Origin of the sequence: Pseudomonas sp. RC2C2, assembly GCF_018390435.1 — a bacterium.
GTDB classification, from domain to species: Bacteria; Pseudomonadota; Gammaproteobacteria; order Pseudomonadales; family Pseudomonadaceae; genus Aquipseudomonas; species Aquipseudomonas donghuensis.
The window spans coordinates 1,074,730-1,099,653 of the sequence record NZ_JAHBAX010000001.1 but is presented as its reverse complement, the minus strand read 5'-3'; the positions used below and the strand labels follow the sequence as shown (position 1 = coordinate 1,099,653).

The window sequence follows — 24,924 nt, the reverse complement described above, 5'->3', positions numbered from 1 at the left end:
TTGTTACAGTTGCTAACAAGTTCATCCGTACAGTTGCGTCAGAAGAAACGGGTGATGCTGACCTTGGCATTCCGGCCCTGGCTGTAGGCATATTCGCCGCTGAGCTCGGAGCGGTAGTCCTTGTTGAACAGGTTATCCACCGTCAGGTTGACCTCGGTGCCTTTGAGGTAAGGCTGCTGCGGCTTCCAGTTGGCGAACAGGCCGTGCAGCTGGTAGTCGTCGTTGGCGTAGTGGTCGTAGTAGCGGTCACCCAGGGCACTGGCCGGGCCTTCGCGGTACTTGTCGCTCGGCAGGCGGTCGGTCTTGCGCACGAACTGCGCCTGCCAGCCGACCTTGGCGTCCCAGCTGGGGATCTTCACCCCCAGGGTGGTGATCCACTTCGGTGCCGGAATGTCCTTGGCCCAGACATCCGGCCCCCAGGGGTTGGTGTAGGCGCCTTCATGGCGGCCGGTCATCCACGAGTAGGACACCGAGCCGAACAGGTAGGTCGAGTCGTAGAAGCTTTCGACCTCGAAGCCCTTGATGGTCACGCCCTTGAGGTTACGGTAATTGGACATCAAGCCTTTACCGCAGGCATCGGAGATGTTTTCGCCCTTGGCCAGTTGTGCTTCACAGCCGATACCGGTGGCCTTGAAGATCTCGTCCTTGATTTCATTGCGAAACAGCGTGGTGCGGATCTGCATGCTGTCGTCGGCAGTGAAAACGTTGGCAAAGTCGGTAACGTTACCGGCTCGCAGGGCGGTGATGCGTTCCGGGTCGAGGTTGCGGCTGCTGGCGGTGCGACTGCCCAGGCCCTGGACTTCGTACTGTTCATCCAGTACCGGTGCGCGCCAGGTCTTGCTGTAATCGGCAAAGAAGGCGGTGTTGGCGGTGGCTTTCCAGAACAGCGACAGGCGCGGTGACCAGCCGGTGTAGGTTTTCTCGCTGTAGTCGTGGCCGTTTGCGACAACGTTGTAATACGGCGCCTGGTTTGGCTTACCTTTGTTGGCGACATGGTCGTAGCGCAGCGACGGGGTGATGGTCACATCACCAAGGGTGATGGCGTCCTGGATGAAGTAACCCTGGCTGTCGACGGTGCCGCTGGGCATGAAGTACGGCTGGTAATGGCCGTTGTTGTATTTGGGGATCTCGTAGCTTTTGCCGGGCATCCACATCTGCGTGTCACGGTCGTGGTGACGGATCTGCAAGCCACTGGTGAAGGCGTGTTCCAGCGGGCCGGTGGTGAACAGGCTGGTGTTGCGTACATCGAGCATCTGGTCCTGGTACTCGGTGTCCATCTTGCGCCCGCCGGTGGACGGCTGGAAGAACGCGGTGGCGTCACGCTCGTCGGTCTGCAGGGTGTCGGACTCCGAATACTTAACCTGCAGGTCGATCAGCGGGTTGTTCACTGGCTGGTACTTGTAGGTGGTCGACCAGGTGGTGTCGGTGGTCGTGCGGTTGGCCAGGAAGCGCTTGAGGGCATTCTTGTAGCCGAACCGGTTGATGTCCGACTGGGTCGGCGGGGTCGGATAGGCGGTGGAGGAGAACGGCGCCCAGCGCTCACTCTCCGAGCGCGACCAGGAGAACCCCAGGCTGTGTTCGTCGTTGAAGTGCAGGTTGGCCTTGAGCAGCGCGCCGTCCAGGTCCAGGGCACTGTTGGGCAGGCGCTGGGGGTTGATCGGGTAGCGGCCTTCGGGGTCGGGCAGGGTGCCGGCCAGCTTCATGTCGTCGCCGTCGCGCTTGGTCAGGTACACCAGGGCGTCCATGCGGCCATCGTCGGTGCGGCCGAATAACGCCGAGCTGTAGACCTGCTGATGGTCGTTGCTGGCGTAACCATACTTGAGCATGGCGCCGCTGTTGCGCCCGTCCTGGAGCAGGTCGGGGGCGTCCTTGGTGGTCATGTTGACGCTGCCGCCGAAGCCGCCGTTGCCGGTGTAGATCGAGTGCGGGCCCTTTTCCACCTCGATGTTCTTGATCAGCTCCGGCTCGATGAAGACGGTGCCTTGCTGGTAGCGCTCGAAGCCGCTCTTGGTCGCGCCATCGACGGTCATCGGCACGTCTTCGGCATCACCCAGGCCCCAGATATTGATGGTCTGGCCGCCGGGTTTGGCCGAGCCGCCCATGTTCACCCCGGGCAGGGTCGAGAGCACGCTGGGGATGTTGCTCGGCTGGTAGCGGTCGATGTCTTCCTGGGTCAGGGTCGAGCGGCCGACGGTGCTCGGGTCGACCTGCTGGCCGTCGCCTACCACGCTTACCGCGCCGAGCTGGATGCTGTTGTCGGCGGTGGCGTCGTCTTCGCGCAGGCGCACCACATAGGTGTTGCCGACCTTGACCAGGGCAAAGCGGCTGTTGTGCAGCAACTGGCTGATCGCCTCGAGCGGTTCGTAAGCACCTTGCAGGGCCGGGGCCTGGACGCTGTTGAGCAAGGATTCGTCAAACAGCAGCTGCAGTTTGGCCTGCTGCGCCAGTTGGCTCAGCGACGCTGCCAGCGGCTGCGCCGGCAGGTTCAGTTGCAATGGTGCGGCCTGGGCCTGCAGGCTCAGGGCCAGGCACGCGGCCAGCAGTGAAGGACGAACAGACAACGGCTTGAACGGAGCAAACGCACGCAAGATGAAACCCCCCAATATGGCAACAAAGGCCAGAAAAGGCCTGCAGTGATTACGCAGACGGGAGGAAGACGCAGGGCTGCGGAAAACCCTCACATGCGAATGAAAAATATTCTCAAATTACTCTTTGCGTTCGATCCGCAGGCGGCCGTCGGCCAGGTTTACCGCCTTGATCGGCAGCAGCGCCGGCAGGGCGTTGAGCACGGCATCCGGGTCATTGACATCGAGGTTGCCCGAGACCTTGTAGCGGCCCAGCGCCGGGTCGGCGAGCAGCACCGGCGCCGAGCGGTACAGCGACAGCTCATCGATCAGGCTGGCCAGCTCGCGGTTGCGAAAGCTCACATGGCCGCTGCGCCAGTCGGCCACCTCCTGAGTACTGAGGTTCTGGACGTTGAGGCTGCCGCGGGCCAGGTCGTAGATGGCCCGTTGGCCGGCGCTCAACAGCACTGGCGGGCGATTCTCGCCGGGGGTTTCCAGGGCCACCTGGCCGTGGGCGACGCTGAGCACCAGCTCCAGCTGGCCGCGGCGCAGATCGAACCCGGTGCCGACCACCCGTACCCGCGCATTGCCGGCATCGATGAACAGCGGGCGCTCCTTGTCGGCGGCCACGTCGATGTACAACTGGCCCTGGTCGAGGCGAATCAGCCGGCGCTCGTTGTCGAAGCTCAGGCTCAGCCGGGTGCGGGCGTTGACCTCCAGCTGGCTGCCATCCGGCAGGGCCAGGTGCTGCGGGCGTTCGCTTTGCACGGCCAGTTGTTGCTGATGATGGCGGCTCGGCAGGCCGAGGTTGGCCGCCAGCACGGCGCACACCAGCCCGGCGGCCACGGCCAGCGCCGGACGCCAGCGCAGCGGTTTGCGGCTGGGCAGGGCGACCGGTTTGTTCAGGCTCTTGAGCGCGGCCAGGTCATCCCAGAGTTGTTCGAACTGGGCATAGGCGCGGGCATGCTCGGGGTGCTGCAACCACTGGGCGAAGGCCTTGCGTGATTCGCGCGAGCGGTCGTTGCGGTTACGGGTAAACCAGCTGGCCGCCTGGGCATCGATGCTGCGCTTATCGATTTCAGGAGTGGGGGTCATTCTGGCTGCTCCATGCCGTTGTCACTGTCCAGACGTTGCTTGCAATGCAGCAGGGCCGCGGCGATGTGCTTTTCCACCATGCTCACGGAAATGCCCATGCGCGCGCTGATCTGCGCCTGCGTCAAACCTTCGAAGCGGTGCAGCATAAGGGCTTCGCGGCGGCGCGGCGAGAGTTCGGCGAGGACAAGTTTCAATTGTTCCAGGCGTTGTTGCTGCTGGGCATGCTTGAGCGGGTCGCTGCTGGTGTCGGCCGGTGTCTGTTCGCTGGCCTGGGCTTGTTCGTCGAGCACACTGTGACGCACCTTCTGCCGGCGCCAGTGATCGCTGAGCAGGTTGCGTGCCATCTGGAACAGGAACGCCCGTGGTTGCTCGACCTGCGCGCGGTCGCGATAGCCCAGCCACTGGGTGAACACGTCCTGGGTCATGTCTGCGGCATCGTTGGCATTGTCCATGCGCTTGCGCAAAAAATGCAGGATATCGGCATAGAACCCGCGACAGGTTTCGTGGGTAAAAGGGTCGGGTTTGGGGCGCGGCATGCAAGCTTTCCAGGACGGACCGGAGAGAAAGGTTGCAAATGGTATCGATAATAATTGCTATTTACCATGCCTGTTTTTGTCGCCCATCAACGCCGCTTGCGGATTGGAACCGGTACCGGGACGTCCAGCCCGGGCGCGCCCAGCGGGTGGCTGCTGGCGTCGAAAAAGTACAGTGGCAGCTCGGGCATGTCGGCAAAACGCTGCAGGTAGTGCTGCTTCTGGCTGATGATCGAGGCGTCGCTCAACGGCCGGATGGCGATGGCCAGGTGCGTCGGGCGCGCCTGCTTGAGCGCCTCCAGCAGATGGCGGTCAGTGCTGTCCAGGTGCTGGCCGAAGATGCACAGCCCGCCCCGGTGCCCCGCCAGCTCACCGAGGGCCCAACTGAGGTAGTCGGAACTGCGGATGGCCTTGAGCTTGTCGTCGCTGCTGCTCTCGTTGACGAACAGCGGCACATCGCCCGGGGTGTTGACGGCAAAGCCATCGAGCAACTGGCTGTCGGTGGCACTGCGCTGGCGGGTGCTGCCATCCTGCTGCTTGAGCAAGTGCAGGCCGCCGTGCAGGTACAGCAGGCGTGTGCCGGGGCTGCGGGTGCGGCGGATATCGAAGTCGCCGTCTTCATCGAACAACTGCTGAAAGCCTTCCGGTGCCTGGCTGGCGGCCCAATGACAGATCAGGTCGTAGTTGCTTGAGTAGACGCTCTGGTAATTGCCCAGCTCGCGGTTGATCAGCAGTAACGTCTGGCTCGGCAGCATGCGCCAAGGGATGTGCACGCTGCGAATGGCATGGATCAGCGCTTCCTTGATCGCGTAGTAGCGGTTCAGCGGCGCCGACGCGCTGATCGCCAGCGCGGCGTTGATCCGTACCGTAGTGTTCAGGGCACTGAGCACCGGTTCGAACAGCTCGCTGCCCAGCGACTTGAACAGCGCCTGGTCAGTCAGGCTCAGGGGTTTGTGCCGCACCCGCTGGGCTTCTTCGAATAGCGAAAAATATGTGAAGGGTCGCCACAGCGCACGGCTGGCGCCGTTGCCCAGCAGCAGGCCGCTGCACGGCTGACTGGCGTTCAGGTCTGGCCAGGGGTGGAGGCTGGCGTCGAGGTCGGCGTGGGGCATCGGGCATCTCTGTGGCAGGGCAGGCAATCGCCGGCGACTTTAGCATGCAACCGGTCTGTCATCAGCGTTGGCGACTATGCTGGATTCGCTGTGCACCAAAGGAAGGCTGAAAATGTTGAACGCAATTGGACGTGTGTGTTGCCTGGCGTTGTTGCCGCTGGCGGGGCTTGCCGAAGCCGGGCAGGGCGCTATTCCCTACCCGGCGGTGATCGCCCATCGCGGCGCGTCTTATGATGCGCCGGAGTCCACGGCACCGGCCTACCGGCTGGCGCGCGAGTTGGGCGCCGACTACCTGGAGCTGGACCTGCAGCGCTCCAGCGATGGTGTACTGGTTGCCGTGCACGATGACAACCTGCTGCGTACCAGTGATGTTGCCGAGCGCTTTCCCGAGCGCAAGAACAGCCCGGTCAGCGCCTTCACCCTGGCCGAACTCAAGTCGCTGGATGTCGGCAGCTGGTTCAACAAGGCTTACCCCGAACGTGCCCGGGCAAGCTTCAAGGGCCTGAAGATCCAGACCCTCGATGAGGTCATGGCCATCGCCGCGGCTAACCCGCAACACCAGCCGGGCTTGTACATCGAGACCAAGGTGCCAGGCCTGTTTCCCGGCATCGAAGCTGACCTGAAGAACAGCCTGCAGGCCAAGGGCTGGCTCGCGCGGCCGGGCAAGGTGGTGTTGCAGAGCTTCGACCGTAGCAGCCTGGCGCTGCTGCACCAGCACATGCCCCAGGTGCCCAAGGTGCTGTTGCTGTGGGTCGGCAAGGGCAGCATGGAACCGGCCTCGCAGCAGACCTTTGCCGAGTCCGGCGAGCGCGACAAGGCGGCGTTCTATGCGCGCCAACAACCCAAAGACAAGGCCGAATTCGAGCGCTGGCTGGATTACGCCAAGGCCGATGGGGCCATCGGCACCGGACCTTCAGCAGCGCTGACCGAGGGCGGTGCCCAGAGTTACGCCGACCTGGTGCAGCCGTGGATGAACCAGCTGACGCACGACAAGGGCCTGTTGGTGCACGTGTACACCGTCGATGAGCCGGTGGATTTTCGCAAGGTTCTGGACGCGGGCGTGGACGGCATCTTCAGCAATCGCAGCGGCCAACTGCTGCGTTACCTGGCCCGGCCCAGTGCCCGCAGCGAGGCGCAGATTCTGCGCGCCGAGGGTTATTGACAGGCTGGCTGGCGCTGCGCGGCTGCCGTAGACTTCGCGCCTTGCACGGACTTTCAGGACACTGCCTCGATGACCTTTTCACTGCTGCTGGCGGTAATCGCTTCCGGTTTTATCTACGGCATTACTCCGGGGCCCGGCGTGCTGGCGGTGCTCGGCATTGGCGCGGCGCGCGGCCGCCGCGCCGGGGCGGGGTTTCTCTGCGGTCATTTGCTGGGGGATGTGCTGTGGTGCAGCACGGCATTGGTGGCCATCGTCGGCGCACGGCAGATCGGCAACTCGGTGTTCGACATTCTCGGCGTGCTCAGTGGCCTGTACCTGTTCTGGCTGGGCATGCGTGCCCTGCGTAGCCGCCCGGGCAATGGCGAGGGCGAGCAGGGGCCGGTACGCAAACCGTTCTGGCACGGTGTGGTGTTCGGCCTGACCAATCCCAAGGCCTATCCGGTGGCCGTGGCCACGTTCACCGCCTTGCTTTCCAGTCGCGCCGAAACGCTGGACTGGTCAATGCTGCCGGCGCTGATCGCCTTGAGTTTTGTCGGTGGCCTGCTGGCTTATGCGATTCTCGTCGGTGTGGTCGGTGCCCGCCATGTGCGTACCCTGTACACCCGTTACGAGCTGTGGATCACCCGGGCGTGCGGGGTGATGTTCATCGGCTTTGCCGTCAATGCCCTGGCCCACGCCTTGCCTGGCCTGTTGCCGCGCAACAGCTGAGGGCTGGCAGAAGGCTATACCGATATGTGAGAATGATATGAATTCCTATTCATGTCCTTCTCGCACGCCGGACCTTCATGACTTCGCTCTCCACGCCCTGGACCGCAGCTGCCCCGGCCTTGCAGGCGGTCGTCCACGATCTGCTGGCCAACTATAGCGACCTGCGCCGCTACCTGAGTGGGCGCTTGCGCAATCCGGATGATGCCGCCGACATTGCCCAGTCAAGCTTTGCCCAGGCCTACGCCCATGCCTTGAACGCCCCGGTGCTCAACGCCCGGGCCCTGCTGTTCCAGGCGGCGCGTAACCTGTGCATCGATCAGTACCGGCGACGCAGCAACGAGCTGGCGGCGCTGGAAGACTGGCTGACCCGGGCCGATGCGCTGAGCCCGAGCGTTGAAGAAATCATCATCGCCCGCGAGCAGCTGCAGCAGTTGATCGAGCGTATCGAACGCATGCCGCGCCTGCGCCGTGAAGTGTTCGTCCGCGTGCGCCTGCACGGCCAGCCCCATCGCCAGGTGTGTGCCGAGCTGGAACTGTCGGCCAAGGCAGTGGAGCTGCACATCGCCCGGGCGGTGTTCGATTTGTCCGAACTGAGCCTGGCGGCGCGGCATGCCTGAGTCTTCGCCGGTATCAACGCGCAAGGTGCAGCAGGCCCTGACCTACCTGGCCGCACTCAATAGTGACGACCCCGAACGGGTACAGCAGGCGCGTGGGCAACTGGAGCGCTGGCGCGGTAAAAGCAACGAGCACGAAAGGGCCTGGCAAGAGGCCGAACAACGCTGGCAACTGGTGCATCGGCTGACCCCGCAACTGCGCCCGGCAGTGGCGCCGGAGCCGCTCAACCTCAGCCGTCGGCGCCTGCTGCGTCAGGGCGGCGGCCTGCTGCTGGCGGTGGTGGGGGCCAGTTGGCTGGGCTGGTTGTGGCGGCGTACGCCGCAGTTCGATCGCCTGCTGCAAACCGTGCATGCCGAACCGCCACGCGGCGAAACCCTGCCCGATGGTAGCCAGTTGCTGCTGGCCGCCGAAACCAGCCTGCGCGTCGAGTACAGCAACGGTCTGCGCCAGGTGCGCCTGCTGCATGGCCACGTCTATTTCGACGTGGCGCGCGAGCGCTTGCGAGCGTTTGTGATCAGCACCCGGCTGGGCGAAGTGCAGGTGCTGGGCACGGCGTTCAGTGTCAGCGATCGCGGTGCTGAGATTCAGGTCGCGGTGGCGCGCGGGCGGGTCGAGGTGCGTGGCTTGCGTGACGGCTCGCAGGTGTTGCAGGCCGGTGAGCGGATCAGCCTCGATGCGCAAGGCCGATTGCTCCGGCTCAGGTCCGATCCGCATGCCGCGCCGGATATCCAGCATTGGCAGCGCGGTTGGTGGTCGTTCACCGAGACGCCGCTGGCCGAGGTGATTGCCGAGGTCAACGCATATGCGCTGCAACCGGTAGTGCTGGAGCCCGCCGCGGCACGCCTGCAACTGACCGGCAGCTTCCCTAGCGACCAGCCGGAACTGCTGCTGCAGACGCTGCCGAAAGTCCTTCCGGTGAGCCTGGTTCAGCAGGGGCAGCAGCGCACCCTGCGATTGCGCTGAAAAAGTTTTGAGGGGTAACGGCGAAGTGGCCCGTCTTCATCGCTGAACCCACCTCTGCAAGGACAGATCATGTCGCTTCCCCATGCCCGCCCGGCACCCCCTGCGGCTTTCCCCGGTACCCTGCGTCGGCTGGTGCTGGCCTGTGCCCTGGGCAGCGCCAGCCTGTTGCCACTGACTGGCGTTCACGCCGCCGCCCTGGCTGCTGACGCGCCGGCCCTGAGCTTGAACCTGCCGGGGCAGTCCCTGGAAGCCGCGGTGCATGCCCTGGCCCGTGAAGCCGGGGTTGCTATCGCCGCCGACAGCCAATTGCTGGCGGGTCGCAGCGCACCGGCATTGCAGGGCCAGTTCACCTTGCAGCAGGCCTTGCAGCGCGTGCTGGCCAACACTGGCCTGGTCGCCAGTGAAGAGAACGGTGTGATCATCCTGCGCAGCCTGAACAGCGACGGCGCCCTGACCCTCGGTGAGCTGAACATCAATGCCAGCAGCAATCCCGATGGCCTGCCCGAGGCCTACAGTGGCGGCCAGGTCGCCCGCGGCGCACGCTTGGGCATGCTGGGTAATCGCGATGTGATGGAGACACCGTTCAACGTCACTTCCTACACCGCCCAGCACATGGAAAACCAGCAAAGCGGCACGGTTGGCGCGGTGCTGCGCAACGATCCGTCGATCCGCTTCAGCACCGGCGAAGGCCACGCCTACGAGAACTTCATGATCCGTGGCTACTCCCTTGACTCCACCGAGCTTGCGCTAAACGGGTTGTATGGCCTGGCCCCGGATGGCCATGTGCCGACCGAGTTCCTTGAGCGGGTGGAAGTGCTCAAAGGCCCCGGTGCCTTGCTCAATGGCATGGCACCCAACGGCGGTGTCGGCGGGGTGATCAACCTGGTGCCCAAGCGCGCCGGCGAAGCGCCGCTGACCCGCCTGACCAGCAGCTACGTGTCCGACGGTTATGTCGCTGAACACATCGATCTGAGCCGTCGCCTGGGCGACGAGCAACGCTTGGGCATTCGCTTCAACGGTGTATATGGCAGCGGCGAAACCGGCGTCGACCAGCAATCCAAGGACCGCACCCTGGCATCGTTGGGCATGGACTATCGCGGCGACGGCTGGAAGCTTGAACTGGATGCCTATGAGAGCCACGAAAAACTTGAGGACGGCAGCCCGATGATGGCCGGCTTCAGCAAACTGGGCCATGTCACCAAGGCGCCGAAACCGGACACCAACATCCTCGACGGCATTTCCGCCAAGCAAATCAGCAAGGCCGTGGTGCTGCGCGGTGAATACGACCTCAACGACGACTGGACCGCCTACGCCAGCGTCGGCAGCGCCCGCACCCGCTACAAGGGTTTTCTCAACGGCACCCGGGTGATCGTCACCGGTGCCAACGGCGATGCCAGCGGCGAGACCTATAACCAGGCGGGCTACACCCATAGCCTGTCCACCGAAGCCGGGGTGCGTGGCAACTTCGTCACCGGCCCGGTCAACCACCAGGTGGTATTGAGCACCACCTTGCTGCATCAGGACATCGGCCGCGCCGCCACGGTGACCGGCAAGAAGTACGTGACCAACATCTACCACCCGGGCAAGCCGATCATTGCCGGTGACATCGGTTCCAGCGACAAGACCGGCGATAACACCCTGTCCAGCTTCGCCGTCGCCGACACCCTGGGCTTTATCGACGACAAAGTACTGCTGACCCTCGGGGTACGCTCGCAACGAGTGCGGCAGAAGATGAGCAAGCCGGCCTATGACGAGCGCGCCCTGACCCCGGCCCTGGGCCTGGTGCTCAAGCCCTGGGATGCGCCGGTGTCGCTGTACGCCAACTACATCGAGGGCTTGACCCAGGGCGGCATGGTCACCGACCTTGCCGCCGCCAACTACGGCGAGCAGTTCGCCCCGTACAAGGCCAAGCAGATGGAGGCCGGGGTCAAGTGGGACCTGGGCGATTTCACCCACACCCTCAGCGTGTTCCAGATCGAGAAGCCGAGCATGCTCCTGGACCGTGCCAGCAACCGTTACACCGACGATGGTGAGCAGCGTAACCGCGGCGTGGAATGGAACCTGTTCGGCGCGCTGACCCCGAGCGTGCGCCTGCTTGGTGGCGTCACCTACACCCGTGCCGAACTGACTCGCACCGCCGGCGGTACCTTCGATGGCAACACCGCCCGGGGTGTGCCGGCCTGGTCGGCCAACCTCGGCGCCGAATGGGACACCCCCTGGGTCCCGGGCCTGACCCTGACCGCACTGGGCATCCACAGCAGCTCGCAGTACCTCGACAGTGCCAACGACCTGAAGATCCCGCAGTGGACCCGCTACGACCTTGGCGGTCGCTACAGCACGCGCATCCTCAGCAAGGATGTAGTGCTGCGTGCAAGCCTTGAGAACGTCGAGAACCGCGCCTACTGGGCCGGGGTGTTCAACGACGGCTATGCCACGGTCAGCGAGCCACGCACGCTGAAACTTTCCGCCAGCATCGACTTCTGAGGTGAACATGCAGACTTTCAGTCAGTGGAGCTGCGCCGTGGCGCTGGTCCTGTGTGTGAGTGGCAACGCGATGGCGAACGCCGACAGGCCCCTGCAACCGGGGCAAACCGTCAGCGCCAGCGTTGCCCAGGGGCAACAACCGGTCTGGAGCTTGCAGCTCAAGGCCGGCGACCTGGTCCAGGGCCGGCTGCAGGGCGATGTCAGCCTGCGCCTGCTCGATGCCCGGGGCCAACCGCTGCGGCTGTTGATCGATGGTCAGGACCAGCCGCGCGAGTTCATCTTCATCGCCGAGCGCGATGGCGCCTACGGCCTGCGTGCCGAGGTGCTGGCCAACCGGCCGCAGGCAACCTACGCGTTGAGTCTGAAACAGGTGATTGCGGCCAGCGAGCAGCAGCGCCGCGCCGTACCGTTGCCGAGCCCGACCCTGCGTGCGCTGCAACAACAGTTGGCCCAGGGGGCGAGCACCGATGCGTTCTGGAAAACGCGTCAGCAACGGGGCACGCCCATGGTCGAAGCCGTGGCGGACAAGCCGGGCATGAGCCTGGTGACCTTCCTCTGGCGCGGTGCCGAGCACAATGTGCGGGTGTTCGGCGCGCCCTCGGGCAATCACGATGAGCTGCAACGTCTCGGCGACAGTGACGTGTGGTTTCGCAGCTATCTGCTGCCTTCGTCTGCACGCTTGAGCTATCAACTGGCCCCGGACGTACCGGCGTCGGATGATCGGCGGATGATCCTCGCCAGCACCCGGCGTGACCCGCTGAACCCGAACAGCTTTGCTGATGGCAGTGGCGACCCGTACCTGTCGCGCTCGCGCCTGGAACTGCCGGCTGCGCCCGCGCAACCCTGGGTGGTCGAGCGCAAGGGTATTGCGCGTGGCAGCCTGGAGCGCAAGGTGCTGAGCAGCACCTTGCTGGGCAACCAACGCGATGTCTACCTGTACCGCCCGGCACAGTGGCAGGCGGGGGCTGAGGGGCAGGGCCTGCTGGTGCTGTTCGATGCGCACGCCTATACGCGCCAGGTGCCGACCCCGACCATTCTCGACAACCTGATCGCCGATGGCTTGATCCCGCCAACCGCGGCCTTGATCATCGCCAACCCCAGCGACCTCAGCCGCCAGCAGGAGTTGCCGCCGAACCCGCAGTTTGCTCGTTTCATGGCTGAAGAACTGATGCCCTGGGCACGCCAGCAAGGCCTGGCGGCAGCGGCGCAGCGCACCGTGGTCGCGGGCTCCAGCTACGGAGGCCTGGCCTCGGCCTACATGGGCCTCAAGCACCCGGAACTGTTCGGCAATGTGCTGAGCCTGTCCGGTTCCTATTGGTGGGGGCAAGAAGGTGAAGAGCCAGGCTGGCTTACCCGCGAGTACGTCAAGGCGCCCAAGCAACCACTGCGCTTCTACTTGCAGTCGGGCTTGTTCGAAGGGCCGAAAATCCTCGACACCAACCGCCATTTGCGTGATGTATTGCTGGCCAAGGGATACCCGGTGGAGCAGGTCGAGTACCCGGCCGGGCATGATTACTTGCAATGGCGGGGCAGCTTGCCGTGTGGCTTGATCAGCTTGATCGGCGAGGCTGCGCAACTGCCGAAAACCTGTCAGCCAGGCTGACAACGGGGCTGCTTTGCAGCCCATCGCCGGTAAGGCCGGCTTGTGTCTTTAGGTAGGAATAGAATCAGAAGTGAGAGCGGTGAATGGCAAGCTGTACGCCGGTAGTGCTTAAAGCACGTGTGGGAGCAAAGCTGCCATTCACCTCTCCACCCTGGCCCGAGCCCGAACAGTTGATTGAGCGCCTCTCGAATCACAAGCGTGGGCCAAGCCAGAGCGCTCTCACAACTGAGTGTAAGAGGGTTCAGCCATGTTGTCTTCTGTTGGAATCGACACTGCCAAAGCCACTTTGGAAATCTGCATCAAACCTCAGAAAATCCGCTTCGAAGTAGTCAATGAACGCCCAGGCTTTGATGTGCTGATCGGGCGACTGAAGGACTTCAAGATCAGCAGAGTGTTGATTGAAGCGACCGGCGGCTACGAGAAAGAGGTGCTGATTGCATTGCGCTCAGCGGGTTTCGAAACCATCTGCATCAACCCAGCCCGTGCCCGAAAATTCGCCGATGCCATGGGTAAAAAAGCCAAAACCGACAAGATCGACGCCGAAGTCCTTGCGGACTTCGCTGCACACCTCAGCGCCCCTCAAGGCCAACCGGTCAGCCCTGAACGCGAAGAGCTGCGAGAGCTGGTGAAGCAGCGCGCCCAATTTGTGCAGAGCCGTGATGACTACAAGCGGCGTCGCCTGCAATGCCGCTCGGCAATGGTGATGGCCCACTTTGATGAGCACATAGAACAGCTGAAAGTGCTGATCAAACGCCTCGACGAAGAAATTGACCAGGCGATGGTGCAACTTGACGATACCAGGGCGCGTCAGTTGTTGGCGGTGAGCGGAATCGGTCGAGTAACCGCCGCAAATCTGCTCGCCTCACTGCCTGAACTGGGGCAGTTGGACCGCCGTCAAATCGCCGCGCTGGTGGGCGTAGCGCCTTACAACAACGATAGCGGTAGCCATCGAGGGCACCGCCAGATATGGGGGGGGCGGGCGCATGTAAGGCGAGTTCTGTACATGTCGAGCTGGATCATCATCCGCCACAACACGGAATTTAAAGCACGCTACGAAGCACTTCGGGAGCGTGGCAAGTGCGCCAAAGTGGCCCTCGTAGCCTGCATGCGGGTGCTGATCGTCAGGCTGAATGCAATGCTGCGGGACAATACCCCTTGGCGAGTGCAAACAGCCTGATCAAGACAGTTGCTCCCACAATGGCTCTGCATGCACCGAACTTGTGGGAGCTGGCCTTGCCAGTGCTAGAGCGTTTGTTCCTTGCGACTGCGATTGCGCCACAACCGATACGCCCTGATCCCCGAACGCACCGAACCAAACAGCAAGCCGTTTTCCATCTCCCGTGCGATCCCCGAACGCACCAGCATGCGCAAAAAGCGTCCGCGCGCCCGGGCGATGCCGAAGTAGATACCGCGGGCCTTCAAGGTGTCGCGCACCTCGCGCAAGGCCGCAATGCCGCTGACATCGATCGAGCTGACCGCCTCGGCATCGAACAGCACCGCGCGCGGTTGCTCCTCACGATGCACCGCCTCGAGCAAACGCATCTTGAAGTAGTCGGCATTGAAAAACAGGATCGCGTCGTCAAAGCGGTACACCACCAGCCCTTGTACCGTGCGCGCCTCCTTGTAGCGGCGGATGTCGACCTGGCCTTCGATGCCCGGCACCCAGCCGAGCACCGCATCGGTGGGCTGGTAGATGCTGTAGAGCAGGCGCAGGATCGCCAGGGTCACGGCGATGATGATGCCCGGCAGCACGCCGACCCCGAGCACGCCGACGGTGGTCAGCACGCACAGCCAGAACTCGAAGCGGCTGAGCGTGTAGATCTTTTTCAGCGACTGCACATCGATCAGCCCCCAGCCGGCCATCAGCAGTACCGCGCCCAACGCCGCTTGCGGAATCCACGCCATGGGCGTGGTGAAGGCCAGCAATATCAGGGCGATGACCAGGGCGGCGATGATCCCTACCAACTGGCTTTTGCCGCCGACCATGTCGTTGACCGCGGTGCGCGAGTCGGCGCCGCTGATGGCAAAGCCCTGGGAAACCCCGGCGGCAATGTTGGTGACCCCCAGGGCCAGGAACTCATGGTTGGCGTTGATCGCATAACCATGACGGGCAGCAAAGCTGCGGGCGGTAAGCATGGCGCTGCAAAAGCTGACCGTGGCGATACCCAGGGCATCACGCAGCAGGCTTTTCATTTCTTCCAGATTGGTGTGCGGCCAGGCCAGTTCCGGCATGCCGGCCGGCACCGGGCCGAGAACCGCCACGCCAAAACGGTCCAGACCAAACAGCCCGACCACCAGGGTTGCCACCGCCACTGTCACCAGCGCCGCTGGCAGGCGTGGGTAGCGGCGCGGCAGCCAGATCAGCAAGCCCAGCCCGGCGACGCCGATCACCAGGGTCAGCCAGTGGATTTCCCCCAGGCGCTGCAGCAGGTTGATCAGGCTGAGAATGAAGCCGTTGCCCTCGATCTGGAACCCCACCACCTTGCCCAGTTGCCCGGCCAGCAGGCTCAGGCCGATACCGTTGAGGTAACCGATGAGGATCGGCCGCGAGAAAAAACTGGCAATGAACCCGGCCCGCGCCAGCCCGGCACCGATCAGCATCAAACCGACCAGGATGGTGACAATCACCGACAATTGCGCCAGCCGCGCCGGGTCGCCCAAGGCCAACGGCGCGATCGCCCCGGCGACCATGGCGCAGGTGGCGGCATCCGGGCCGACCATCAACTGCCGCGAGCTGCCGATCAGGGCATAGACCATCATCGGCAGGATGCATGCATACAAGCCGTACTGCGGCGGCAGTCCGACGATCTGCGCATAGGCAATGGCGATAGGGATCTGGATCGCGGCCACCGACAAGCCGGCCTGCAGGTCATGGCGAAACCATTCACGGCGGTACTGCAACAGATTGGCCAGGCCAGGCAGCCAGCGGGAGAGAAACATGCACGGATCCTTTCGAGTGTTTCGCGGTGGGCTATTAAAGCGCAGCGCGTAGAGCCTGGGCAGGGCGTCAAATCAAAAACACCGCTGTTAAGTCTGGTGCAAGCCGTGGAAAATGCCGCCCGAATATTTGGATCAGTGAATGGAAGCCGATGGAACGCATACTCAATAGCTGGAAAAAACCTGCAGGCCTGCTGTGCCTGGCCTGGTGCTGCACCGCCCAGGGCATGGGCGACATCTTTGGCGATGGCACTGGCAATGTCGATGGCATGCTGACCCTGGGGGCCACGGTGTACGTGCCCTTCATGCTCACCGGGGCAACCACCTTCGGGCCAACCATGGCCTCCGAGGGGACTTCCGACAGCGATGGCAAGCGGGTGCTTGCGCAAGCCCGCGACGATGCTGCGGCGTTCATTGCCAGCGACGGGGCTTACCGGGGTGTCTATCTGCAATCGGCACTGCACTGGTTGCGCAGCAAGGGGCATGCAACAGGGGCAACGGACAGCGAGCTGGCCCAGCAAATACTGGTGTTGGCGGTGGTTGAGGCGAAGGGCAATTAGCAAAATAGCCACCAGGGCGGTGGCCAAGGTCTCAGCTGCGCTGGAACCTGGAAGAAGCTGGAGCGGGTGAAGGGAATCGAACCCTCGTTATCAGCTTGGGAAGCTGGAGTAATGCCATTATACGACACCCGCTTTCAGGGCTGACTTTGTACCAGAACTTCGCCGCGATTTGAAGCTCTTTGTTGCTGCAGAGCCATCGGCCGGTGGCCGCTAGCGCAAGGTCGTGCATCTTCTTTCTGGCCTTTGGGGCCGTTGATGCAGGAGGCTGCGCTACCGGTCACCGTGTCGCTCAGATAGCCAGTGCATGGTGCTCCTGGGTGTAGCTGTAACGGGGACGCGATTCTTTCAGCGCAGGCTTGAGGAAACCCAGCAGCACTTCACGGGTGTCGCGGCAGGCGGCCTTGTGTTCCATGTCGAGGAAATGGCCGGTGGCGCGGATCTCGCGAAAGTGGCTGTTGCGCACATGCTGACCGAACTGGCGGGCATCCTCGGTGGTGGTGTATTCGTCCCACTCGCCATTCATGAACAGTACCGGAATGTCGATCACCCGCGCCGCCCGCAGAGCGTTGCCCAGGTCGTGGTCGAGTACCTGGTTGATGTGAAAGTGCATCTGCGCGTATTCGTGGTTGTCCAGGCTGCTGACGTGCCGGTAGTTGAAGCGCTTGAACAGCGACGGCAGGTGCTTGCCGATGGTGTCGTTGACCAGGTTGCCGACCTGATAACGGTCGCAGGCGCTCAGGTACTGGCAGCCGCGTTCGAGGTAGTCGCGCATCGGTTCGTTGATTACCGGCGAGAACGAACTGACCACCGCCTTTTCGATGCGCCGTGGTTTGTGCGCCAGGGCCAGCAGGGTGCAGGCGCCGCCCCAGGAGAAGGACATGACGTGATCGGCGCCAAAGTGGTCGATCAGCTCCAGAAGGATCTGCCCTTCGGTTTCCTTGGTCAGCAAATGCTCATTGCGGTTGTGGGGCTTGGACTTGCCGGCGTAGGGCTGGTCATACAACACCACGTTGAATTGCGGGTGCAGGTTGCGCACCGTCTGGGCAAAGGAGGCCGTCGTGGCCAGCGAACCATTGATCAGGATGATCGTCTTCTCAGCGGCGTCTGCTCGATAGAACTCCGTGTAAACCCGATACTGACCTTGTATATCAAGCACAGCGATTTCTGGCCTCATGTCGTCGACTCCTGGCGCAAAAAAGGGTGTTCGCACATGCAAGGATGCGCGTTCTTTATGACAGGTAGGCATACGCCTTGAAGAAGCTGAGGGCCCTGGTCGATCCCTGTGGCACGCGGGTCGACCGGTATTGTTCTAGGAGGGCAATCTGCCGGACGCCAATGCTTCGAGGCATGGGTCGCCGGCAAAAAGGTGTCTTGGACTACAACTGTGACTGGTGAGTCACAAGCAGACCGACGATTGGATTCAAGCAGGCACTCAGCCAACCCGCAAGTGCCTTTGGGGTAATTGGCGAAAATTTTCCGCCAGGCGGTCGCAGGCTCAGATTGCCTGGATTTCTTCGGGATAGAGCGCCCGGTACTGGCCGGGCTGCAGGTTCGGGTCCAGTTGCAACGGGCCCATGCGTTCGCGGTGCAGGCGCAGCACCTTGTTGTCGAAGTGGCCGAACATGCGCTTGACCTGGTGGTAGCGCCCCTCGACGATGCTCAGGCGTGCGCTGCGCGGGCCCAGCAAGGTCAGTTCGGCGGGCAGGGTGGTGAGGTCTTCGAAGGCGAAGTAGAAACCCTGGCGGAACTTGTCGATGTAGTGTTCGCCAATCTCCTGCTCGGTCTCGACGTAGTAGACCTTGGGCAGTTTGGTCTGTGGCTGGGTCAGGCGCCGCGACCACAGGCCGTCGTTGGTCAGCAGCATCAGCCCGGTGGTGTTGAAGTCCAGGCGCCCGGCGATATGCAGGTCCTGGGTGTCGGGCTGGTCGATCAACTCGATCACGGTGGGGTGCTGCGGGTCCTGGGTGGCACTGACGCAGCCCTGGGGCTTGTGCAGCATCAGGTAGCGCAGCGGGCGCCCGGCCTGCAGCAGTTGCTCGTCGACCTCGATACGGCTGAACTCGCGCACGTCCAAGCGCGGATCGCTGACGCACTGGCCATCCACGCGCACGCGCCGTTCCACCAGCAGCAGGCGAACGTGCTGGCGGCTGAAGCAGGGCAGGTTGCTGAGGAATCGATCGAGACGCATACAAAGCCAGGCGCAGGGCGCGACAGTTTAACCTTCGGGCGCGGCCTTGGCTGCCTGCAATTGCGCCTCGACCTTGGCGCAGCGTGGGCACAGGCAGGCCTGGTTGCGCAGCTCGCAGGGCAGGGCTTGGAGCATCTTGGGGTCGATGCTCACGCCATAGCACCAGCAGGCCTGGGCGGCCGTGCGCGGGTCGGCCAGGCTGCAATCGTTGCTGGCGCCACAGGCGGGGCAGCGGCGGGTGTCATTCATGGTCAAGGCTGTTCATGGTCGGATCGGGGCATCTCGCTGCAGACGCGGTTGCGTCCACTCTGTTTGGCCCGGTAAAGGGCATGATCGGCACGGGCGATCAGGCTGTGCAGGGTATCGTCGGCCTGCAGGTTGCTCAAGCCGATACTGGCGGTCAGATGGATCGGCTGCCCGGCATAAGTAAAGGCCAGTGCTTCGGTCTTGCTGCGAATCTTCTCGGCTACGGCCAGGGCGCTGTGGCTGTCGGTGTCCTTGAGCAGCACGATAAATTCCTCACCACCCCAGCGGCAGATGATATCAGCATGGCGCAGGCAGTCTTCCAGCACCTGGGCGAACTGGCACAGTACTTCGTCGCCGGCCAGATGGCCATGGGTGTCATTGAGCGCCTTGAAGTGGTCGAGGTCGATCAGCAGGGCGATCAGCGGCTTGGGTTCGCGCTGGGCTTCCTGCAGCGCTTGCGCGGCCAGCAGGTCGAAGCCGCGGCGGTTGGGCAGGCCGGTGAGGCTGTCGAGGGTGGCCAAGGTTTCGATGTTGTCCTGATGGCGCTTGACCATGGCATTGAGCAGCGACAGCACCACCAGGGTGATCATCGCGCAGATCGCCAGGTTCAGGTACAGCGACTGGCGTATGGCGTCCATGGCGCCGTCTTCGCGCTTGTCAACGAACAGGAACCAGTTCAGCTCCGGTACCAGGCGCACATTGAGGAAATGGCTGTGGCCGTCGCTGCTGCGGTACTCATGACTGCCGCTGACCGGGGTGGGCATCTGCTTGAGCAGGTTGTGCAAACCGTCCAGCTCGGTCAGCGACTGGCCAGACCGGGCGCCATGGGGGCCGCCGCTGGAGCCGGTCAGCACCACGCGGCCATGGCGGTCGACGAAGAACACCCGGCGCTGGTAGCGCTGTTGGTAATCATCGATCAGGCGAATCACCGCTTCGACCGTCAGGCCGATACCGGCAACGCCAATGAACTTGCCGTCGTAGTCGAACACCCGATAGTTGATGAACACCGTGAGGCGATCCTGGTTGGCCATGTCGAGGTCGACGTTGATCTCGTAGGGCGTGTTCAGGGTCAGCACCCGTTGGTACCAGGCATCGCGGGGCGCCTGCGGGTCGATCTTCTTCAGCACGCCCTTGGCCTGGTAGTAGACGCCGGTAGTGTTTGAGACGAAGAACGCCGTGTAGGCGTGGTGCTGACGCATGACCTCGTTCAGGTAGCGGTTCACCTGAGCAGGGTCCCGTTCGCCGGCCAGCGCCCAGTCACGCAGAAAGGTGTCGTGGGCCATCATCGAGGAGACCAGGATCGGCCGCACCAGGTCCTTTTGGATTTCCGAATACACCGTATCGGAGGTCAGCGGCAGTTCGGTGTTGACGATGTTGTCGCGGATCGAGCTACGCGAGGCGAAGTAACTCAGCAGGGACGTCGCCAAAAAGCCGCAGGCGAGCAAGAGCAGTAATGTCAGGATCAGCGAGCGCTGCGAAAACAGGGCGGAACGAGGCGGCATGACATTCCCGGTCTGTGGGCCAATGGCCTTCATTCTAGTGGTCTGGCAGAAAAATAACTTTACGATTTTTAAGGGTATCGGCCTTGTATCAATTTATTGCAGCAATGGCACCGGACCTGTTTTTGGCAGTCTTATTTCATGTCGATGCACGCTTGCCGATCGACGCCGACCAGCGCCGCTGGGATGGGCAGTTTCGCGGTCCAGGAGGCCGCCATGAATCGCCGACTTTTGCTGATTGTAGTGCTGGGTTTGCTGACTACCGCTTGTGTCCCTTATGGAGGTCACGGTTATTACCGCACTGAAATCTATACCGCCGATAGCTACGGCTATCCGGGTTACTACCGGCCGTCCTATCCCTACAATCGTGGTTATTACGTAGCTCCGCAGCCGCGCTACTACGTGGCACCACCCCCGCGTTACTACGCGCCACCACCGCATTACTACCGTCCTGCACCCCACGGCTATTACCGGGAAACTCCGCATAACTACTACAAGCCGTATCCGGGCCGCGGCCATGACCGCTACCGCCAGGGTTCGTCACGCCACGAGCGCAACCGTGACGGCTGGCCGGATCGCAACTGGCGCCGCTGAGGCGCCGTTCAGGCCAGGTCCGCCAAGGGGTGACGTCCTTCCCACGCCTTGCTGAAATGCGCGTCGACCACCGCCGTTGGCACTTGGGCGATATCCGCCCAGTGCCAGCGCGGTTTCTGGTCCTTGTCGATCAGCCGTGCGCGCACCCCTTCGCTGAACTCCGGATGCTGGCAGCAGTTGAGGCTCATGGTGTATTCCATCTGGAACACCTGGGCCAGTGACAGATGGCGGGCGCGCTGGATCTGCTCCCACACCAGGTGTGCAGTCAACGGGCAGCCTTCGAGCATGGTCTGCGCGGCCTTGGCCAACAGCGGGTCGGCGTGGTTGCGCAACTGGGCGATGGCGCGCCAGGCGCACACTGGGTCGGCGACATCGAGCAGGGCGTCGATCTGCTGGCGCCTGGGCAGCCACTGGGGTTCGGGCCGTTCAGCCTGGGCGCCATGCTGCTGCGCCTTGAACAGGCTGTTGAGCTGCAGGGCGGTCTGCTCCTGCCAGTTCAGTTGCAGCAGGTCATCGAGCAGTTCTTCCTGCTGGCTTTCGCCCAGCAGACGGTCCGCCAGGCCCAGGTCCAGGGCATCGGTGGCGTTGATCGGTGCGCCGGTCAGGCCCAGGAACAAGCCCAGCTTGCCGGGCAAGCGGGACAGGAACCAGCTGCCACCGACATCCGGGTACAGGCCGATGCTGATTTCCGGCATGGCCAGGCGGCTGCTTGGCGTTACCACGCGCACATTGGCGCCTTGCAACAGGCCCATGCCGCCGCCCAGCACGTGGCCATGGCCCCAGCAGATCAGCGGTTTGGGGTAGGTATGCAGGTGGTAATCGAAGCGATACTCGGCGCTAAAGAATTGCGCCGCCAGGGGCGGTACCCGGCCGGGATGGTCGCTGCAGGCCTGGGCCAGGCTGCGCACCTCACCGCCAGCACAAAAGGCTTTGGCGCCACTGCCGCGCAGCAGTACGCAGACGATGTCCGGGGCATCGGCCCAGGCCTTGAGCTGTTCATCGAGTACCTCGATCATTGGCAGCGACAAGGCATTGAGGGTTTGCGGCGCATTGAGCGTGGCGACACCGATGCGCGCGCCGTCGACGCCGGTGAGTTCTTCGCACTGTACTGCAGCCATGGGCGACCTCGTGGTTGATCCGCACAAGTATGGCCGCTGCTGGTGATTTCGGCGGTCGCCGGTCGGATCGATTGACAAGCGCAGGCAGCTTTCCTAGTGTCGCGCCATTGTTTTACGGACCCGACCATGACTGACGACGACCGCATCAAACTTGAACCGAGCTGGAAAGAGGCCCTGCGCGCCGAATTCGACCAGCCCTACATGCACCAGCTGCGCGAATTCCTGCGTGAGGAACACGCCGCCGGCAAAGAGATCTACCCGCCAGGCCCGCTGATTTTCAACGCCCTCAACTCCACGCCGCTGGACCAGGTCAAGGTGGTGATCCTCGGCCAGGACCCGTACCACGGCCCGGGCCAGGCCCATGGCCTGTGCTTCTCGGTGCAGCCGGGGGTGGCGCCGCCGCCGTCGCTGGTGAACATCTACAAAGAGTTGCAGCGTGACCTGAACATCGAGATCCCCAAGCACGGCTGCCTGCAGTCCTGGGCCGAGCAGGGCGTATTGCTGCTCAACACCACCATGACCGTCGAGCGTGCCAATGCCGCGTCCCACGCCAACAGGGGCTGGCAGTTCTTCACCGACCGCATCATTGAGGTGGTCAGCGAACACCAGCCCAACAGCGTATTCCTGCTCTGGGGCGCCCATGCCCAGAGCAAGCAGAAGCTGATCGATGCCACCAAGCACCTGGTACTCAAGTCGGTGCATCCATCGCCGTTGTCGGCCTACCGGGGCTTTCTCGGTTGTGGGCATTTCAGCCAGGCCAACCGCTTCCTCGAGCAGCGCGGGCTGACCCCGATCGACTGGCGTTTGCCGCCGGTTTGAGGCCGGGTACCTAGCATTTTTGTCAGTTTCGGCCGATTTGAAATAGGCATCTAATACTTCCAGGTTTTCCACCGCAGCCGGCGACTAGCGGGCTGCCACGGTCCTCTTCTCTGGAAGGAGCTGTCGCCATGGCTCACGATGCTGATGATCCTGTAAATCCCCGGGAACGCTACGCAGCGCCGGTCATCCCGGCCGCAATGGAGCTGACGGACGATGACCTATTGGGGCATTTGGTCCGCAAGGAAGATCAGCTACGCCCATTGGACATCAGGATCGAGGAGATCTGGGCTGATTACAGTGCCGCTCCTCCGAACGTGGATACGAAAGTTGAGTTTCTCTGGCGAAGCGATGTGGTTGAAACATTTACCTTCACTCAGCCAGTGATTCCGGAAGATGTGATCCCGGTTGTCTGCAAGATGCCCTCGGAGTACATGGCGGCGCCTGGCCCCGCCCGGGTCGAGTACCGCGTTACGGTATCGTTTAACCCGTCCACTTCTCACGCAACGCACCTGTTCATCGATAAGCAGGCGCCCAATGGCGACGAAGAAGGTACACCCCTGCAGTTTGACCAGGAAGTCCTGATCAGCGGCGTTACCGAGGATTATCTCAGCCGGCACGACACGGTCGATGCCCGGGTCGAGCCTTGGCCAGATATCAGGGGGGGCGACCTGCTGACCTACTACTGGGAAAAGTTGCCCGTTATCGATACGGATGAGCAATCACGCGAACTGCCCTATGCCGGTGAGTTGCGCATCACCGATGTCAATGCGCCGATCATCGTGCAATACGATGCGATGCTGGTCCGTGAGAGCGGTTCAGGCCCGCATAAAGCCTACTATCGCCTGGAAGATCGAACCGGTAACCGCGGGCCAAAATCCGAGGTCCAGCCAATTGAGGTAGTGCTGGATGAATTGCCGGGCGACCTGCCTGACCCTCGGGTGCCCAGGTTCGATATCGATGGGCTGATTGACCTGGAAGATGCCCGCGCAGGTGTCGAGGTTCACATCGACGTCATCAGCGATGCACAGCAAGGCGATCAGGTTCAGGTCTACTGGCGTAGTTTGGCGCTTCGCCTTATCACCATTGCCGAGAACCAGCAGTGGCCTTTGAGGGCCCCGGTCAGTTGGGCAATCCTCGCGGCGGGAGGCTTTGCTGCACCTTTTGTTGATCGGGTGCACTATACCTGGCGACGTGGCGGGGCTTCGCTCACTTCTACGACCCTATGGGTGGACGTCGACCTGACGGTGGCCGGTCCGCCTCCGGGTCCAGGCCCGGTCAACCCCTTGTTGCTACCGGCTGTGGTCAAGGGCCTGACAGCCGATGATGTACTCACAGGCGCCGATGCCGGGCAGGACGCGCGCGTCGAGATCCTTCTATACGACAACCCGCAAGACGGCCAGGTGCTGGAATTGTTCTGGGGGAGCCATCCGCAGGCGGTAGATCGCTACGAGGTGAAGGCTGAGGATGTCGGCGGGCAATTGATCGTGCTGAGCGTTCCTTGGGCGATTATCCATAGTGTCGGCAATTCACCTGCCCTGCCGATGCAGTACACCACTTTCAACGGGGTTAACCGGCAACGGTCGCCCATTACATCCGTGCGTGTCGAGGTGCGAGTCATCGAAGGCCTGGCACCCGCCACTTTCCCAGACGCCGATCGAAACCAGTGGATCAACTGCAGCAACGAACCGTGGCTGGGCGTGCGGGTTGAAATTCCGAAAGACTCGCAATTTCAGGTAGATGACAAAATTACCCTGCACTGGGAAGGCGACTACGGCCAGATAGGCAATAACCCTATTCCCGGGACCCAGGCAAGTTTCGAACATGTGCTGACGCGTGAGGATCTTGAGTCCGAGCAGGGTTACATCTTTACCGTGCTGCCCTACGACCCGTTGATCAAGTTGGCAGCACGGGAGGACGGGCGTGGCGGCGGGAATGTCCGTTACCGACTTGATAAGGCTGACGGAAGCGGTGCGGGCAACTCTGGATTAGCGCGCGCGACTCTCTGTCCTCGATCTGAGCACGGGTTTGTACTGTGATCCGGAAACTTGAACAGTGTTGTGCATGAGGTTTTGTTCAGCACGGTGAAGTGCTGAACACCCGTACTTAGGGTGACGTTCTGCTTTT

21 protein-coding genes and 1 tRNA gene are annotated in these 24,924 nt (G+C 62.7%); 11 read left to right on the top strand and 11 right to left on the bottom strand.

What is annotated here, in order from left to right:
• Window positions 1-38: 38 nt before the first annotated feature.
• From KHO53_RS05035 to KHO53_RS05020, 4 genes are all read right to left on the bottom strand, one after another.
• Window positions 39-2,591 (bottom strand): TonB-dependent receptor, encoded by a 2,553-nt coding sequence (locus KHO53_RS05035; RefSeq protein WP_502937688.1) that lies wholly within the window; start codon window positions 2,589-2,591, stop codon window positions 39-41.
• A 114-nt stretch (window positions 2,592-2,705) separates the two neighbouring features.
• A complete protein-coding gene (locus KHO53_RS05030; protein WP_213570053.1) occupies window positions 2,706-3,659 on the bottom strand; it encodes a FecR family protein in 954 nt (317 codons plus the stop codon).
• Window positions 3,656-4,195, bottom strand: a complete 540-nt coding sequence (locus KHO53_RS05025; RefSeq protein ID WP_159389099.1) for an RNA polymerase sigma factor — start codon at window positions 4,193-4,195, stop codon at window positions 3,656-3,658. Before KHO53_RS05025 ends, KHO53_RS05030 begins: the two co-directional genes overlap by 4 nt.
• Window positions 4,196-4,281: 86 nt before the next feature.
• Window positions 4,282-5,304: a DUF4917 family protein gene (locus tag KHO53_RS05020; RefSeq protein WP_010220939.1), complete on the bottom strand. Its 1,023-nt coding sequence runs from the start codon at window positions 5,302-5,304 to the stop codon at window positions 4,282-4,284.
• 79 nt (window positions 5,305-5,383) lie between these two features.
• Between KHO53_RS05020 and KHO53_RS05015 the strand changes: the two genes are divergently transcribed.
• The 7 genes from KHO53_RS05015 (at window position 5,384) to KHO53_RS04985 (ending at window position 14,016) form a co-directional block, all read left to right on the top strand.
• Window positions 5,384-6,466 carry a glycerophosphodiester phosphodiesterase gene (locus KHO53_RS05015; RefSeq protein WP_502937687.1) on the top strand — a complete coding sequence of 361 codons (1,083 nt, stop codon included), beginning with the start codon at window positions 5,384-5,386 and terminating at the stop codon, window positions 6,464-6,466.
• A gap of 69 nt (window positions 6,467-6,535) precedes the next feature.
• Entirely contained in the window at window positions 6,536-7,174 is a 639-nt protein-coding gene (locus KHO53_RS05010; protein ID WP_010220941.1) for a LysE family translocator, read from the top strand.
• 77 nt (window positions 7,175-7,251) lie between these two features.
• Entirely contained in the window at window positions 7,252-7,791 is a 540-nt protein-coding gene (locus tag KHO53_RS05005) for an RNA polymerase sigma factor (RefSeq protein ID WP_010220942.1), read from the top strand.
• Window positions 7,784-8,752: a FecR family protein gene (locus tag KHO53_RS05000; RefSeq protein WP_036996700.1), complete on the top strand. Its 969-nt coding sequence runs from the start codon at window positions 7,784-7,786 to the stop codon at window positions 8,750-8,752. The genes KHO53_RS05005 and KHO53_RS05000 overlap by 8 nt, the downstream gene beginning before the upstream one ends.
• 69 nt (window positions 8,753-8,821) lie before the next feature.
• The gene (locus KHO53_RS04995) at window positions 8,822-11,236 is read left to right on the top strand and encodes a TonB-dependent receptor (RefSeq protein ID WP_100782810.1); all 2,415 of its coding nucleotides are present in this window, start codon (window positions 8,822-8,824) and stop codon (window positions 11,234-11,236) included.
• A gap of 7 nt (window positions 11,237-11,243) precedes the next feature.
• A complete protein-coding gene (gene fes / locus KHO53_RS04990) occupies window positions 11,244-12,839 on the top strand; it encodes an enterochelin esterase (protein WP_249684268.1) in 1,596 nt (531 codons plus the stop codon).
• Window positions 12,840-13,086: 247 nt separating this feature from the next.
• Window positions 13,087-14,016 carry an IS110 family transposase gene (locus KHO53_RS04985; protein ID WP_213570051.1) on the top strand — a complete coding sequence of 310 codons (930 nt, stop codon included), beginning with the start codon at window positions 13,087-13,089 and terminating at the stop codon, window positions 14,014-14,016.
• Between the two features lie 65 nt (window positions 14,017-14,081).
• Here the strand turns inward: KHO53_RS04985 and KHO53_RS04980 are convergent, their stop codons facing one another.
• Window positions 14,082-15,779 (bottom strand): SulP family inorganic anion transporter, encoded by a 1,698-nt coding sequence (locus KHO53_RS04980; RefSeq protein WP_010220946.1) that lies wholly within the window; start codon window positions 15,777-15,779, stop codon window positions 14,082-14,084.
• Between the two features lie 149 nt (window positions 15,780-15,928).
• Here KHO53_RS04980 and KHO53_RS04975 point away from each other — a divergent pair, with 149 nt between their 5' ends.
• Window positions 15,929-16,336, top strand: coding sequence for a DUF2388 domain-containing protein (locus tag KHO53_RS04975; protein ID WP_232531767.1), 408 nt, complete (start codon window positions 15,929-15,931; stop codon window positions 16,334-16,336).
• Window positions 16,337-16,394: 58 nt separating this feature from the next.
• Here the strand turns inward: KHO53_RS04975 and KHO53_RS04970 are convergent.
• The 5 genes from KHO53_RS04970 to KHO53_RS04950 form a co-directional block, all read right to left on the bottom strand.
• Window positions 16,395-16,468: transfer RNA gene (locus tag KHO53_RS04970), tRNA-Gly, on the bottom strand.
• A 157-nt stretch (window positions 16,469-16,625) separates the two neighbouring features.
• Window positions 16,626-17,510 carry an alpha/beta fold hydrolase gene (locus KHO53_RS04965; protein WP_010220948.1) on the bottom strand — a complete coding sequence of 295 codons (885 nt, stop codon included), beginning with the start codon at window positions 17,508-17,510 and terminating at the stop codon, window positions 16,626-16,628.
• A gap of 321 nt (window positions 17,511-17,831) precedes the next feature.
• A complete protein-coding gene (locus KHO53_RS04960; protein WP_010220949.1) occupies window positions 17,832-18,524 on the bottom strand; it encodes a pseudouridine synthase in 693 nt (230 codons plus the stop codon).
• A gap of 27 nt (window positions 18,525-18,551) precedes the next feature.
• Window positions 18,552-18,773, bottom strand: a complete 222-nt coding sequence (locus KHO53_RS04955; RefSeq protein WP_213570050.1) for a cysteine-rich CWC family protein — start codon at window positions 18,771-18,773, stop codon at window positions 18,552-18,554.
• 2 nt (window positions 18,774-18,775) lie between these two features.
• Entirely contained in the window at window positions 18,776-20,272 is a 1,497-nt protein-coding gene (locus KHO53_RS04950) for a sensor domain-containing diguanylate cyclase (protein WP_026001186.1), read from the bottom strand.
• A 213-nt stretch (window positions 20,273-20,485) separates the two neighbouring features.
• Between KHO53_RS04950 and KHO53_RS04945 the strand changes: the two genes are divergently transcribed.
• Window positions 20,486-20,863 (top strand): hypothetical protein, encoded by a 378-nt coding sequence (locus KHO53_RS04945; RefSeq protein ID WP_010220952.1) that lies wholly within the window; start codon window positions 20,486-20,488, stop codon window positions 20,861-20,863.
• A gap of 8 nt (window positions 20,864-20,871) precedes the next feature.
• Here KHO53_RS04945 and dspII read toward each other — a convergent pair whose 3' ends face one another.
• On the bottom strand, window positions 20,872-21,981 hold the full coding sequence (dspII, locus tag KHO53_RS04940; protein WP_213570049.1) for an enoyl-CoA hydratase/isomerase DspII: 1,110 nt from the start codon (window positions 21,979-21,981) through the stop codon (window positions 20,872-20,874).
• A 126-nt stretch (window positions 21,982-22,107) separates the two neighbouring features.
• On the opposite strand from dspII, the gene ung reads away from it, so the two are divergent.
• Both ung and KHO53_RS04930 read left to right on the top strand, forming a co-directional pair.
• Window positions 22,108-22,800 carry a uracil-DNA glycosylase gene (gene ung, locus KHO53_RS04935; protein ID WP_010220954.1) on the top strand — a complete coding sequence of 231 codons (693 nt, stop codon included), beginning with the start codon at window positions 22,108-22,110 and terminating at the stop codon, window positions 22,798-22,800.
• Window positions 22,801-22,928: 128 nt separating this feature from the next.
• Window positions 22,929-24,836, top strand: a complete 1,908-nt coding sequence (locus KHO53_RS04930; RefSeq protein WP_213570048.1) for a hypothetical protein — start codon at window positions 22,929-22,931, stop codon at window positions 24,834-24,836.
• Window positions 24,837-24,924 lie beyond the last annotated feature (88 nt).